Consider the following 12,911-nt stretch of genomic DNA (forward strand, 5'->3'; position numbering starts at 1 on the left):
GCGTTGCTCTCGCAATCACCCCAGACAAAAGACGCACAATCCGTTGCTTACAGGCGCTTCATACACGTGTCGTAGCGCCATTTCACGCGATTGGCAAACCACTCTGTGGTTAGCTTGCGGGTGATTTTAGGGCTCTTCAGATCAATCTGCGGCATGCTCGCTCGTGGCCAGCGCTTACCGCCCTTTTCGGCCATGGCGTACACTTTTTGATACAACTCGGTTTGGGCAAAACCCACCAGTTTTTCTTGCTTTAAATCACGCAAGATTTCATCACGACTCATGCCCAGTTGACCTGCAATGCTATGCAATGCCGTTTGCACGCTACTAGTTCCGCTTGGTACACCATTGCTGTAGCTAAGCAAATCACCATCTTCGACCAATTGGCGGCCAGTTAAACTGGAAACCACCTGCTGAAAAGCCGCGTTCCGGCTGGCATAACGGCCGGCGTTATAATCGGCAAAGCGATACACCATATCAGTATAGGGTGCGGGGTATTGCAGCAAAATAGCTGTACCGAAATACACCCCACCACGGCGTGTAAAGACTTCGCTACGAATGCTTTTCTCGATCGGATACGGATAAGGCCATACTTTGGCGTGCTGCTGGGCAAACTCAACGCTCACCTGCATTGGGCCACCGGTGCGAATCGGGTTTTTCATATTCAGCGGCAAATTCAGCTTCTTCGCTTCTGCCGACAAATCTTCGAATAAATCATTCATCTCGCGTTCGGTACGCAAGCTATCAATGCGCGCTTTATAGCTTTTGCCCGTTGGTGACGGCTTTAATAGTGCTGTTTGCACCGCAATGAGCGGGATGTGATATTTATCGGCACGCTCTTCGATCGCATTCCAGACAATTTTTGGCAGACCGGGTACGACTGGATCGCCCTGCCAAGTCGATTCTTGCTCAATCGTTGCGGCCAGTGCGCAAAAATTTTCCGGCGTGTACGCCAGTTTCAAGGCGGTAAACGCATCGAGCATATCTTCCGTCCAGCCTTTGCGATCGGGCATTTTGGCGGGAAGCAATTGATTTAACAGCGCACGACCTTGTGCCTCGCTCAGTTGCGGCTTGGGCGTTGGTTTAATGGTTGGAATGGGGCTAATGCTCGGCTGTACGCTGGACAACGGCAGCGGCGTGCTTATCGCGGCGGGTGTTGCAGTCGCGGTGGGGAGCACTTCGGGCGTCATGATGGGGGCAACAGGTTGCTGAGTCGCACACGCACTCAACAGGATAAACGGCGCTAAAACTAAAATCCGACGCATTGTAAATTGATCCACTTGCAGAAGGTGGCAAGCTTAAAGACAAGCACTACACTGAATCAAGCATAAATACAAATGGTTACGCTGCAAAACCGATAAAAAGTGGCGCAATTTTTGGCTAAAACCTGTATAGTTCGCCCTTATTTAAAAAAATGACGCTCAAACAGATCGGCGTCAGCCTTACTGGAATAAAGCATGTCAAAAGAAGACGTAGTTGAAATGGAAGGTGTTGTGGCCGAGGTTTTCCCGGACACTCGCTTTCGCGTAACTCTGACCAATGGCATCGAAATCACTGCCTACGCTTCGGGCAAGATTCGCCAAAACCATATTCGTATTATTGCCGGTGACCGTGTTACCGTTGAAATGTCGCCGTACGACTTGACCAAAGGTCGCGTCACTTTCCGTCACAAAGACGAGCGCGGTGGCCCTCCAGCCGGTGGCAACTTCCGCCGTAAATAATACGTAGGGACGTATGGCCCTGTAATTCAATTCAAAATTGACCTACAGACGCATACCCCAGAATGAAAGACCGGGCTTAGGCTCGGTTTTTTATTGCCTAGCGCAAATTAATGCACAAAAAAAAGCCCAGCATGCGCTGGGCTTTTTTTATTAAACAAGCAAGACTTATTCTAAGCCACGGCTTTCCAGATATTCTTCGTAGCCGCCCAAGAAGTGCGTATACGTACCATCGCCGTTCAATTCCAAAATCTGCGTCGCCAATGACGAAACAAATTGACGGTCGTGCGAAACGAAAATCAGCGTGCCTTTGTACAACTCCAGCGCCATATTCAACGATTCGATCGACTCCATGTCCATGTGGTTAGTTGGCTCGTCCATCACCAAGACATTCGGGCGCTCTAAAATCAGCTTGCCGTACAACATGCGGCCCTTTTCACCACCCGACAGCACTTTCACTGATTTTTTCACATCATCGCCGCCGAATAGCAAACGCCCCAGAATACCGCGAATCACTTGGTCGTCGTCGCCTGGTTGACCCCACTGCTTCATCCAGTCAAACAGCGTGATGTCTTCGGCGAAATCTTCTTCGTGGTCCTGCGCGAAATAACCTGGCTCCGCTTTCTCAGCCCATTTCACAGAACCCGCATCGGGCGCCAACACCCCTACCAGCATTTTCATCAGCGTAGACTTACCCACGCCGTTACCACCAATCACCGCGAGCTTCTGGCCGGCCTCAAAAATGAAGTCCAAATCCTGAATCAGTGGCTTATCGAATGATTTCGACAGGCGAGTCAATTCAAAAGCCTGACGATGGAGCTTTTGTTTGTCGTCCATATCAAAGCGGATATATGGGTTTTGACGTGAAGATGGCTTCACTTCAACCATGCCTTCTTTAATCTTATCAGCCAGTTTCAAGCGGCTAGTGGCTTGGCGGCTTTTTGATTTATTCGCGGCAAAACGTTGCGCAAAGGCTTGCAACTCGGCCACACGCTCTTTGGCCTTGCTATTGTCAGTCAAGGCGCGTTCACGCGCTTGCGTTGAAGCCAGCATGTAGTCGTCGTAATTGCCAGGATAAATCTGGATATTGCCGTAATCCACGTCGGCGATATGCGTACACACTTGATTCAAGAAGTGACGATCGTGGGAAATGATAATCATCGTTGAATTGCGTTCATTCAACGTGTGTTCCAACCAGCGAATCGTATTAATGTCCAAGTTATTGGTCGGCTCGTCGAGCAGCAGTACGTCCGGGTTTGAAAACAGCGCTTGCGCCAACAATACCCGCAACTTCCAGCCTGGTGCTACATCCGACATCGGGCCATTGTGCTGCTCAATCGGCACACCCGCGCCCAACAATAAAGCGCCAGCGCGGGCTTCGGCGGTATAACCGTCGTATTCAGCCACCAAGCCTTCGAGCTCAGCCGCGCGCATATAGTCGTCTTCAGTCGCCTCCAGATTGGCGTAGATTGCATCACGCTCATGGATGGCGGCCCACAATTCAACGTGACCTTGCATCACCACATCGAGCACACGCTGATCTTCATAGGCGAATTGATCCTGCTTCAATTTACCCAAGCGCACGCCAGGTTCGAGCGATACATTACCGGCACTTGGCTCCAAGTCGCCGCCAAGGATTTTCATAAAGGTCGATTTACCGCAACCATTGGCGCCAATCAAACCATAGCGATTACCATCGCCAAATTTTACTGAGACTTTTTCGAACAGTGGCTTAGCGCCAAACTGCATCGTAATGCCATTAGAACTGATCATTATTCGTGTGCCCTATCACTATCAGTGAGGAACAGCCCTATTTGGCGGCCTAAGTACACGCCAAACGGCTGAAAACGCAGTATTTTATCACAGCCCATGCCGACGGTTTTGTAATTACAAACCGGAATGATTCGGGCAAAATGTGGACAACATCACAGAACTGCAACAAAGCCATCAGCTCTGGCAGGCAAAATGCGTTATTCGCTTGCCGCCAAGGTAAGAATCAGTTTATCGTTGCAGATCAAGAAAATATCTAAACATCATGACGGCATAGAGCTAGGAATTGACCCCATGTTTGACTTTAAAAGTCTGATCGGCGCGCTATTCGGCAAACGCGAGCAAGAAGGCGTGCATAACTACAAGTCAGCCACGATTATGATGCAGGAGTTGCCCGAAAGTGACATTCTGCAAGCCCAGCAAGAAATCGTAAAAGCGCTCAAACAGCTTAATACTAATTCGAAAATCAGCGCCAAAGAACGCTTTAAAACCGTCCCTTACCTTGATGAAAAAGCACGTTCTTTGCAAGCCCATCTGATTGATATCTATCAGGGTAAAACCCTCGACGATAGCGCCAGCCCCAAGCAGGTATTACCCACCTTACTGGCTTTTTGGAATGATATGGGTGACGCATATCGCTTTTGCGTCAAACAAGCCAGCCACAATTTACCGCGCGGTTTAGAAAAAGATCTGCAAATATTCACACTCCGTGGATTGATGTATTTTGTTGAACAAGCGCGCTGGGCCTATTTACGCTACATGGAAGTAGACAGCCGTACTTGGCGCAACATTAATCGGCTCTATCTATATGCTGAACAAGAAGGCTTCGCTACAACACCATTACAGCCTTATCCAGAAGCTGAAATTACCGATATTCGTCGCGAATACATGCTCCTGATGATGCTGTCGTTAGCCCAACCGGAAAAAATGCAACCCGCCCAAATTGAGCTTGTCACGCTTTGGCTCAAACGCTGGGTTAGTCGCATCGATCTGGAATCACAAATCAAGCCAAATCGTCAGCTATTTGCCATCAACGTAGCAGGTTCAACCCCCCCCAAGCGATTACGTCGTGACATGGTGGGAGAAAATTGGCGTTATTGGTTTACAGAAACACTGATTTTGCACATCAAAGAAACCATCGAGAAACTCAACCAAGGTGAAGAAGCCTCCCAGCTGGGCTTGCCTGCAGATTCAGCCCTGCCCGCGAATATTGATTTGATGCAGCACATTATTAATCTTTGGTCGCGCGATACTCCCGCGCCAATGCGCAAATCAGAACGCCGCGCTACGCAAAAATCAATTAACGTCACTCGTGGCTTAGACGATGTAATCGGCCATTTACGCGGCACGCCCCCCGCGCCCAACGGGATCGATCGCTGGACCATCGACAACGAAAGCGCCACAGGTGTTGGCGTGAATTACCACACCGACCGCGAAGATGCGCTGCAGGTGGGTGAAATTGTCGGTATGGACGGTGTAGGGATGAGTCCAGTTTCGATTGGCATCGTACGCCGCATCACTAAAACTCGTGAAGGCCAAGTCAATGTTGGGATTGAAACCGTGTCACAAACCCCGATTGTGGTCGAACTCACGCCATTACTCGGCAACCGTAGTTTTTTTGGCGTGTATTCACCAGAAAACACGTCGATCAACCAAAACCGCTTCTTAGTATTGCCACAAGCTTTTTTCGCCGACAATCGTGAATTTAGACTGGCTGCGCAAGGTAAAACATATCGAATCCGCCTCTCACCCGCAATCGAGCATACAGCGAATGCATCGCTGGCCAATTTTGCTGTTTTAGAAAAACTTTAAAATTTTTTGCAAAAAAGCGAGACAAGGTCAAAAAAGCTTGATATTATGCGCACCTGTTCAAGAACGGAAGCGTGGCTGAGTGGTTTAAGGCAGCGGTCTTGAAAACCGTCGGGGATGTGAGTCCCCCCAGAGTTCGAATCTCTGCGCTTCCGCCAAGAACACATAAAAAACCTCAATTGATTTGAGGCTTTTTTATTAGACAATTTAAGTACGGAAGCGTGGCTGAGTGGTTTAAGGCAGCGGTCTTGAAAACCGTCGGGGATGTGAGTCCCCCCAGAGTTCGAATCTCTGCGCTTCCGCCAAAAATTCTAAAAAATGCCCTGAGCTTGCTCGGGGCATTTTTTATTGCCTGGATGTATCGCCCTCAAGCTCAGTCACCATATCCCGTACAGAGCAATACCCTCCCCCCCCCGAATTCATTTTCCCCAAATACCTAGACTGGTTAATTTTTTCCACCACACCCTCTTGAAAACCACCGCATCCGCCCCTACCATTTAGCACTCAAGAGCAGCGAGTGCTAAAAGCCTCGTTTGCCATATCAAATTCTGAATTAACGAACTTGTACTCAGGAGTTTTAACACCATGAAAATCCGTCCATTGCATGACCGTGTTGTGATCAAGCGCGTTGAAGCCGAAGAAAAAACTGCATCTGGCATTTTGCTAGCGGGCAGCGCGGCTGAAAAACCAGACATGGGTGAAGTGATTGCAGTTGGTGCCGGCAAAGTACTGGAAAACGGCTCAGTTCAAGCACTGACTGTCAAAGTCGGCGACAAAGTCTTGCTCGGCAAATACGCGCAAAGCGTGAAAATCGACGGCGAAGAGCTGGTTGTCGTACGTGAAGAAGAAATCTTCGCAATCGTTGAGTAATCCACACTAAAGATTGTTTCCCGGCAAAAAGCCGGTTGATTATGAATTTGGAGAATTGAAAATGGCTGCTAAAGAAGTTCTGTTTGGTGACAGCGCACGCGCAAAAATGGTGAACGGCGTTAACGTATTGGCGAACGCGGTTAAAGTAACTTTGGGCCCTAAAGGTCGTAACGTCGTGCTGGAGCGCTCTTTCGGCGCGCCAACCATCACTAAAGATGGTGTATCTGTTGCCAAAGAAATCGAATTGAAAGACAAATTCGAAAACATGGGCGCGCAGATGGTGAAAGAAGTGGCGTCTAAAACTTCTGACATCGCTGGTGACGGCACGACAACTGCAACTGTATTGGCTCAAGCCATCGTGCAAGAAGGCATGAAATACGTTGCTGCCGGCATGAACCCAATGGATCTGAAACGCGGTATCGACAAAGCCGTGGTGACTTTGGTGGGCGAGCTGAAAAACATCGCTAAGCCATGCACAACTAGCAAAGAAATCGCGCAAGTGGGTTCGATCTCTGCTAACAGCGACGAAATCATCGGTGAAAAAATCGCTGCTGCGATGGACAAAGTGGGTAAAGAAGGCGTGATCACCGTAGAAGACGGTTCAGGCTTGGAAGACGAATTGGACGTGGTTGAAGGTATGCAATTCGACCGTGGCTACTTGTCACCGTACTTCATCAACAACCCAGACAAACAAATCGCTGCGCTGGACAACCCATTCGTATTGTTGTTCGACAAGAAAATCAGCAACATCCGTGACTTGTTGCCAGTACTCGAGCAAGTAGCAAAAGCGGGCCGTCCATTGCTGATCATCGCTGAAGACGTTGATGGCGAAGCATTGGCAACATTGGTTGTGAACAACATCCGCGGCATCTTGAAAACTGTTGCAGTGAAAGCGCCTGGCTTTGGCGATCGTCGTAAAGCGATGCTCGAAGACATCGCGATCTTGACAGGCGGTACTGTGATCGCTGAAGAAGTAGGTCTGAGCCTTGAAAAAGCTGACCTGAGCATGCTCGGTCAAGCTAAACGCATCGAAGTGGCTAAAGAAAACACCACCATCATCGACGGTGCTGGTTCAGAAGAAGCAATCAAAACTCGCGTTGCTACAATTCGCAAACAAGTTGAAGAATCAACCAGCGATTACGATCGTGAAAAACTGCAAGAGCGCGTAGCTAAATTGGCTGGCGGCGTTGCGGTAATCAAGGTTGGCGCGGCAACTGAAGTTGAAATGAAAGAGAAGAAAGCACGCGTTGAAGACGCGTTGCACGCGACTCGCGCAGCGGTTGAAGAAGGTATCGTAGCAGGTGGCGGCGTTGCGCTGCTGCGTGCACGTTCAACCATCACTGAGCTGAAAGGCGCTAACTCTGATCAAGACGCAGGTATCAAGATCGTGCTGCGCGCGATCGAAGCGCCATTGCGCCAGATCGTACAAAACGCGGGCGACGAGCCAAGCGTTGTGGTTGCTAAAGTGCTGGAAGGCAAAGGTAACTTCGGTTATAACGCGGCGACTGGCGAATACGGCGATATGGTTGAGATGGGTGTACTCGATCCAGCTAAAGTAACTCGCTCTGCATTGCAACACGCAGCTTCGGTAGCAGGTCTGTTGTTGACGACCGACTGCATGGTGGCTGAGTTGCCAAAAGACGACGCACCAGCAATGCCAGACATGGGCGGCATGGGTGGTATGGGCGGCATGATGTAATTTTGCCGCAGCGCAACAAAACGCCACTTGTTATGCAAAGTGGCGTTTTTTTTCACTTGAACTCAGTAAGCGCAATCGGTAGAGTGAGACCCCTGTGCCATTTGTTTGTTTGAGGTTGTTTTGAATCCTGCAGTACTTGATCTACTCGGTTCTGATGCAGATTTCTATCCACATCATTTGGAAGAGTCTTACCCGCGCATCTTGGAGCAGATCATTGCCGTGTGGGGAACAGATCATTTCGAGCGCATTATTTCATCGCTTGCCGTTGACGAGCGCGGTGGCCGGCAGGGTTTTCCGCCAGATGTTGCCTCTGAAATTTTCAGCCTTTATCGACTGCATCTAAGTCGTTTTGGTAAGCATGAGCCCGAAGAACAAGCTTGGGATCATGTCAAAGAGCTCGACTCCGATTTGAGCTATGGCGAAGTCACGGTTAGCAAAGATGATTATTTTGCCTCTGCCGCCGCTGGCAACACATTACGTGTATTGATGTATTTAAAATCAGGCATCAATATCGAAACCGCTGATGAATACGGAAAAACCGCGCTCATTTGGGCCGCTACGTTTTCTCACCTGCCCTTGCTGGGGCTCTTACTTTCGCGTGAAGCGAACACAGAATCTCGCGATTTGGGTGGCTATAGCGCACTACACTGGGCTGCGGCCGATGGTAATTTGCAAGCGATAGACTTATTAATCGAGCATGGTGCGCAGGTCAATGCCGCAAATAAAGTCGGCGTAACACCACTGATGCAGGCTGCATCACGGGGTAAACATGAAGCGATTCGCCGTCTGCTTGAGGCAGGTGCTGACATCAATCAAACCGATCAAATAGGTCAAACGGCACTCATTCATGCACTGCAAACCAACCACTACCGCAGTAGCGAGACCTTGTTGTTGCAACACGCCAAAATCGACGTCGCTGGTAAAGATCAGCAAACTGCACTGAGCCTTGGTTTATCACACAGCAACCCACAAATCCGCCAATTGTTCACCAAACATCGCTTTGGCCTCTAGGCTAAGTCGCTTTACTTTGTGCAAGCCGAATGTCTCGTCGCGCTTCGGCTTCAATCCAGCGCTTGATTTGCTCTTCGTTGGTGGCAATAAGTGGTTCGATTTCCAGTGGTCGACCCTCTTCGCTCATCGCCACCATCGTGAAATAGCAACTATTGGTGTGACGTTTGGTTTGGCGACGAATATCTTCAGCGACTACCCGAATGCCAATCTCCATTGAAGTGCGACCGGTGTAGTTCACGCTCGCCAGAAAATGCACCAATTCACCGACATGAATCGGTTGTTTGAAGGTCACTTGATCGACCGACAAGGTCACCGCATAAGCACCGGCATAACGTGAAGCACAGGCATAGGCAACTTGATCGAGTTGTTTGAGTAAAGCACCGCCGTGCACTTTGCCTGAAAAGTTAGCCATATCTGGCGTCATTAATACAGTCATCGCCAATTCATGGCGTGGTAAGTCGCTCATATACCCTCAGCTTGTATTGCTTTGATTGCTCTATTATTCATAGCTTTAAAAGCAATACCAATAAAAAACGGGGCATAGCCCCGTTTTCATTAGCGAGTACAACACTTCGCTTATACGCCTGCGTTATGTGCCTGCTGATCTGCGTGATAGCTCGAACGCACCATCGCGCCCACCGCCGCGTGTTTAAAGCCCAATTCATAAGCGCGTTTTTCAAACGCTTTGAATTGATCTGGATGCACATAGCGCAAGACCGGCAAGTGGCCGTTCGATGGCTGCAGATACTGACCAATTGTGATCATATCAATGTCGTGCGCGCGCATGTCTTCCATCACTTGGTAGACTTCTTCATCAGTCTCACCCAAGCCAACCATAATGCCGGATTTAGTATTCACGTGCGGATACAGACGTTTGAATTCTTTCAATAAATCGAGCGAATGCTGGTAATCCGAACCAGGGCGCGCTTGCTTGTACAGGCGTGGCGCAGTTTCCAGATTGTGGTTCATCACATCCGGCAAGGCTTGTTGGAAAATATCCAAGGCAATGTCCATCCGGCCACGGAAATCGGGTACCAAAACTTCGATTTGCGTATTTGGGCTGAGTTCGCGCGTTTTCTGAATACATTCCACAAAGTGCGCCGCGCCGCCGTCGCGCAAATCATCGCGATCGACCGAGGTAATTACCACGTATTTCAATTTCAACGCGGCGATGGTCTCACCCAAATGGCGTGGCTCGTTTTCATCGAGTGGATTGGGGCGACCATGGCCCACATCACAGAACGGGCAACGACGCGTACAGATGTCGCCCATGATCATGAAGGTCGCCGTGCCTTTACCAAAGCATTCGCCAATATTCGGGCAAGAGGCTTCCTCACACACAGTGTGCAGTTTTTGCTCGCGCAAAATCTCTTTGATTTCGTAGAAACGGCTATTGTGGCTCGCCGCTTGCACACGAATCCATTCTGGCTTTTTCAGCTTGGTTTCGAGCTGAACAATTTTGATGGGAATACGTGCAGTTTTGGCTTCGCCTTTGAGCTTAACGCCGACTTCTTTGCTTGGCTTAGCCGCAGTTTTGATTTCTTCAGTCATTTTCTTCCCAATAACCGCAGCTTTTATACGGTTAAAGATTTGATTTGGTGGGCAATTTTGTCCGCCATTTTAGCGGCTAATGACGCGGGTGTCTCGCTGATTCCAAAATCAGCCATCCGCGTGACCTGCAAGCCCTGATAACCGCACGGGTTAATCAGGTTAAACGGCGCTAAATCCATTGAAACATTCAGCGCGAGGCCGTGATAGCAGCAGCCATTGCGAATACGCAACCCAAGGCTGGCGATTTTTGATTCGGCGTATTCGTCTTTGACGTAGACGCCGGGCGCATCAACTTTGCCGTAGGCGGTAATGCCATGATCGGCCAAGATGCCGATCACGCTATTTTCCAGCTTGCGTACTAAGTCACGCACACCCATTTTGTAGCGACGTAAATCGAGTAAAAGGTAAGCCACGAGCTGGCCCGGGCCGTGATACGTCACCTGCCCGCCGCGATCGATTTGCACCACCGGAATATCGCTCGTTGCCAGAATATGTTCGGCCTTGCCCGCTTGGCCTTGGGTGAACACCGGCGGGTGCTCCAAGATCCACAATTCATCGACCGTATCAGCATCACGCTCAGCGGTGAATTTTTGCATTGCTTGCCACGTTGGCTCGTAATCGACTTGCCCCAAATGGCGAACACGCAGTACGTGCGCAAATGGGTCTAGGGGTATATCAACATAGCCAAGATCTGCAATGCGCTGCAAGTCTATACTCAGTGTAGTATTTTCAACGCTTTGCATTACAGTACACGCAAAACCAGCGGATGAGCGCGCAGTGCGCTATCAAGTGCATAGACTTGATCAACGTGTTCAAACGTCACCATCAACGTCGCCGAGAAATAGCTGCCTGCGCTCGAAGCACGAATCGTGATGTGTTCTTCCAAAAACACCGGCACCAACTCGCGCGTCACCGCAAACACCGCGGCGCGAAATTCGTGCTCGGCAATATTTTTTTGGCTAACTGCTTTTACCGGAATTAGCGCAGGGAAAGTTACTAAGTCTTCCAACTTTTGGTTGGGGATATCAATCAAAGCCATCTTCATTCCTTCAATTCAAAACAAAAGCTCGCCTGCTGCGTCTCGTCGTACTATGTGTACTGTCTTCGACTTTGCGCCTTGCAGGCCAACTTTTGTACTTTACTGAGCCCGGCGCATCACCGTGGCTTTGTATGTTTGGTAAATCTGCAGCATTTTCTGATAAATGGGGCCAACTTGGCCATTTCCTACTGGCTGATCGTCCAATTTAACTATTGGCAATATTTCTTTTGACGACGACGTGAGCCAAACTTCGTCGGCATCGCGCAACATTGCCTCAGACACATCCCCCAGCACCAGCGCAAAATCATGCTGCCGCGCCAATTCAATGATCAAGTCATAAGTAATGCCAGCTAGCATTAGCTCGCTAATCTGCGGCGCGTAAAGGACGCCATTTTGCACGATAAAGATATTACTTGCAGCGCCTTCGATCATTTTTCCATCGCGTAGCAAAATGGTTTCAGCCGCTTGTGCATCCACCGCGGCTTGCTTGGCCAGCACATTGGCCAGCAACGAAATGGCTTTAATGTCGCAGCGCAGCCAGCGCAGATCGCGTGTCGTCACCGCAGCCACGCCTTGCTGGTAAGCCGACGCGGGCGGCATTTCTAAGGGATCGCAAAATGCAAACACCGTTGCCGCTACTTCAGGCCAAGGAAATGCATGGTTGCGCGGATAAGCCACACCGCGCGTGACCTGCAGATACACCGATTGATCTGCAAAATCTTGCTTGGCCACCAACTGCTGCACAATCGCGCGCCACTGCACGATGTCATAAGGATTGTGAATCTGCACCGCAGCCAAACTGCGCGCCAAACGCGCCAAATGTTCGTCAAGGCGAAAAATGCAGCGCGAATAGACTGGAATCATTTCATACACGCCGTCGCCAAACAAAAATCCGCGGTCCATCACGGAAATGTTGAGCTCATTAAGCGGTGCAAATTGCCCATTCAAATATGCGGTTAACGCAGGTATCGACATAGCAAGGCCTCACTGATATCTATTTTACGCTGAATGCGACATCGGCAATACAGTTTAGGCACATCAATACAAACACTTATCACTGTTTTTTATCTGCACTAGCAGTCAAACAATTTAATCACTATACTGAGCAGACGCATTAAAACGATCGTTTAAATGGAGGTAGCAATGTCCGATTTATCACAACGCTTTCAGAAAGCTCAAGACGAAGTCGTCGAACTCAATGAAGCGCCCGATGTACAAACCAAATTAAAGCTCTATGCACTATACAAACAAGCCAGCTCAGGCGATGTTAGTGGCGAGCGGCCTTCAGCGATCCAATTTGTTGCTCAAGCAAAATATGATGCGTGGAGCAAATTGGCGGGCACGAGCACTGAGCAAGCGATGCAAGACTACGTCGATTTAGTAGAAGAACTCAAAGCCAACGACGCTTAATTTAACAGCGAGTAATGAAAAAGCCTCGATTTCACGA

13 protein-coding genes and 2 tRNA genes are annotated in these 12,911 nt (G+C 49.4%); 8 read left to right on the top strand and 7 right to left on the bottom strand.

Annotation, left to right across the window (positions count from 1 at the left end; genetic code table 11):
* Positions 1-47 precede the first annotated feature (47 nt).
* Positions 48-1,262 (bottom strand): DUF1615 family protein, encoded by a 1,215-nt coding sequence (locus tag NT239_06420; GenBank protein XGA72461.1) that lies wholly within the window; start codon positions 1,260-1,262, stop codon positions 48-50.
* Positions 1,263-1,454: 192 nt separating this feature from the next.
* Between NT239_06420 and infA the strand changes: the two genes are divergently transcribed.
* Positions 1,455-1,718 carry a translation initiation factor IF-1 gene (gene infA / locus NT239_06425; protein XGA72462.1) on the top strand — a complete coding sequence of 88 codons (264 nt, stop codon included), beginning with the start codon at positions 1,455-1,457 and terminating at the stop codon, positions 1,716-1,718.
* A 165-nt stretch (positions 1,719-1,883) separates the two neighbouring features.
* On the opposite strand, the gene NT239_06430 is transcribed toward infA, so the two are convergent.
* Complete coding sequence (locus tag NT239_06430; GenBank protein ID XGA72463.1) at positions 1,884-3,488, bottom strand: ABC-F family ATPase; 1,605 nt, start codon at positions 3,486-3,488, stop codon at positions 1,884-1,886.
* A gap of 291 nt (positions 3,489-3,779) precedes the next feature.
* On the opposite strand from NT239_06430, the gene NT239_06435 reads away from it, so the two are divergent.
* The 6 genes from NT239_06435 (at position 3,780) to NT239_06460 (ending at position 8,874) form a co-directional block, all read left to right on the top strand.
* A complete protein-coding gene (locus NT239_06435; GenBank protein ID XGA72464.1) occupies positions 3,780-5,297 on the top strand; it encodes a hypothetical protein in 1,518 nt (505 codons plus the stop codon).
* 65 nt (positions 5,298-5,362) lie between these two features.
* Positions 5,363-5,452: transfer RNA gene (locus tag NT239_06440), tRNA-Ser, on the top strand.
* Positions 5,453-5,509: 57 nt separating this feature from the next.
* Positions 5,510-5,599: transfer RNA gene (locus NT239_06445), tRNA-Ser, on the top strand.
* 280 nt (positions 5,600-5,879) lie between these two features.
* Positions 5,880-6,164 (top strand): co-chaperone GroES, encoded by a 285-nt coding sequence (locus NT239_06450; GenBank protein XGA72465.1) that lies wholly within the window; start codon positions 5,880-5,882, stop codon positions 6,162-6,164.
* Between the two features lie 61 nt (positions 6,165-6,225).
* Positions 6,226-7,863: a chaperonin GroEL gene (gene groL / locus NT239_06455; GenBank protein XGA72466.1), complete on the top strand. Its 1,638-nt coding sequence runs from the start codon at positions 6,226-6,228 to the stop codon at positions 7,861-7,863.
* Positions 7,864-7,983: 120 nt separating this feature from the next.
* Positions 7,984-8,874, top strand: a complete 891-nt coding sequence (locus NT239_06460) for an ankyrin repeat domain-containing protein (GenBank protein XGA72467.1) — start codon at positions 7,984-7,986, stop codon at positions 8,872-8,874.
* A 1-nt stretch (position 8,875) separates the two neighbouring features.
* Here the strand turns inward: NT239_06460 and NT239_06465 are convergent, their stop codons facing one another.
* The 5 genes from NT239_06465 to NT239_06485 form a co-directional block, all read right to left on the bottom strand.
* Complete coding sequence (locus tag NT239_06465; protein ID XGA72468.1) at positions 8,876-9,340, bottom strand: acyl-CoA thioesterase; 465 nt, start codon at positions 9,338-9,340, stop codon at positions 8,876-8,878.
* A 110-nt stretch (positions 9,341-9,450) separates the two neighbouring features.
* Complete coding sequence (lipA, locus tag NT239_06470) at positions 9,451-10,425, bottom strand: lipoyl synthase (protein XGA72469.1); 975 nt, start codon at positions 10,423-10,425, stop codon at positions 9,451-9,453.
* 23 nt (positions 10,426-10,448) lie between these two features.
* Positions 10,449-11,072, bottom strand: coding sequence for a lipoyl(octanoyl) transferase LipB (gene lipB, locus NT239_06475; protein ID XGA72777.1), 624 nt, complete (start codon positions 11,070-11,072; stop codon positions 10,449-10,451).
* Positions 11,073-11,167: 95 nt separating this feature from the next.
* On the bottom strand, positions 11,168-11,464 hold the full coding sequence (locus NT239_06480; protein ID XGA72470.1) for a DUF493 domain-containing protein: 297 nt from the start codon (positions 11,462-11,464) through the stop codon (positions 11,168-11,170).
* Between the two features lie 99 nt (positions 11,465-11,563).
* Positions 11,564-12,439, bottom strand: coding sequence for a D-amino acid aminotransferase (locus tag NT239_06485; GenBank protein XGA72471.1), 876 nt, complete (start codon positions 12,437-12,439; stop codon positions 11,564-11,566).
* A gap of 168 nt (positions 12,440-12,607) precedes the next feature.
* Here NT239_06485 and NT239_06490 point away from each other — a divergent pair, with 168 nt between their 5' ends.
* On the top strand, positions 12,608-12,874 hold the full coding sequence (locus tag NT239_06490) for an acyl-CoA-binding protein (GenBank protein ID XGA72472.1): 267 nt from the start codon (positions 12,608-12,610) through the stop codon (positions 12,872-12,874).
* Positions 12,875-12,911 lie beyond the last annotated feature (37 nt).

It is taken from the genome of Chitinibacter sp. SCUT-21 (genome assembly GCA_041874755.1).
GTDB lineage: Bacteria > Pseudomonadota > Gammaproteobacteria > Burkholderiales > Chitinibacteraceae > Chitinibacter.

Excerpts from the sequence above, each read along its gene's own strand:
- NT239_06420 (XGA72461.1), bottom strand. The coding sequence starts at position 1,262 with ATGCGTCGGATTTTAGTTTTAGCGCCGTTTATCCTGTTGAGTGCGTGT.
- infA (XGA72462.1), top strand. The coding sequence starts at position 1,455 with ATGTCAAAAGAAGACGTAGTTGAAATGGAAGGTGTTGTGGCCGAGGTT.
- NT239_06430 (XGA72463.1), bottom strand. The coding sequence starts at position 3,488 with ATGATCAGTTCTAATGGCATTACGATGCAGTTTGGCGCTAAGCCACTG.
- NT239_06435 (XGA72464.1), top strand. The coding sequence starts at position 3,780 with ATGTTTGACTTTAAAAGTCTGATCGGCGCGCTATTCGGCAAACGCGAG.
- NT239_06450 (XGA72465.1), top strand. The coding sequence starts at position 5,880 with ATGAAAATCCGTCCATTGCATGACCGTGTTGTGATCAAGCGCGTTGAA.
- groL (XGA72466.1), top strand. The coding sequence starts at position 6,226 with ATGGCTGCTAAAGAAGTTCTGTTTGGTGACAGCGCACGCGCAAAAATG.
- NT239_06465 (XGA72468.1), bottom strand. The coding sequence starts at position 9,340 with ATGAGCGACTTACCACGCCATGAATTGGCGATGACTGTATTAATGACG.
- lipA (XGA72469.1), bottom strand. The coding sequence starts at position 10,425 with ATGACTGAAGAAATCAAAACTGCGGCTAAGCCAAGCAAAGAAGTCGGC.
- NT239_06480 (XGA72470.1), bottom strand. The coding sequence starts at position 11,464 with ATGGCTTTGATTGATATCCCCAACCAAAAGTTGGAAGACTTAGTAACT.
- NT239_06485 (XGA72471.1), bottom strand. The coding sequence starts at position 12,439 with ATGTCGATACCTGCGTTAACCGCATATTTGAATGGGCAATTTGCACCG.
- NT239_06490 (XGA72472.1), top strand. The coding sequence starts at position 12,608 with ATGTCCGATTTATCACAACGCTTTCAGAAAGCTCAAGACGAAGTCGTC.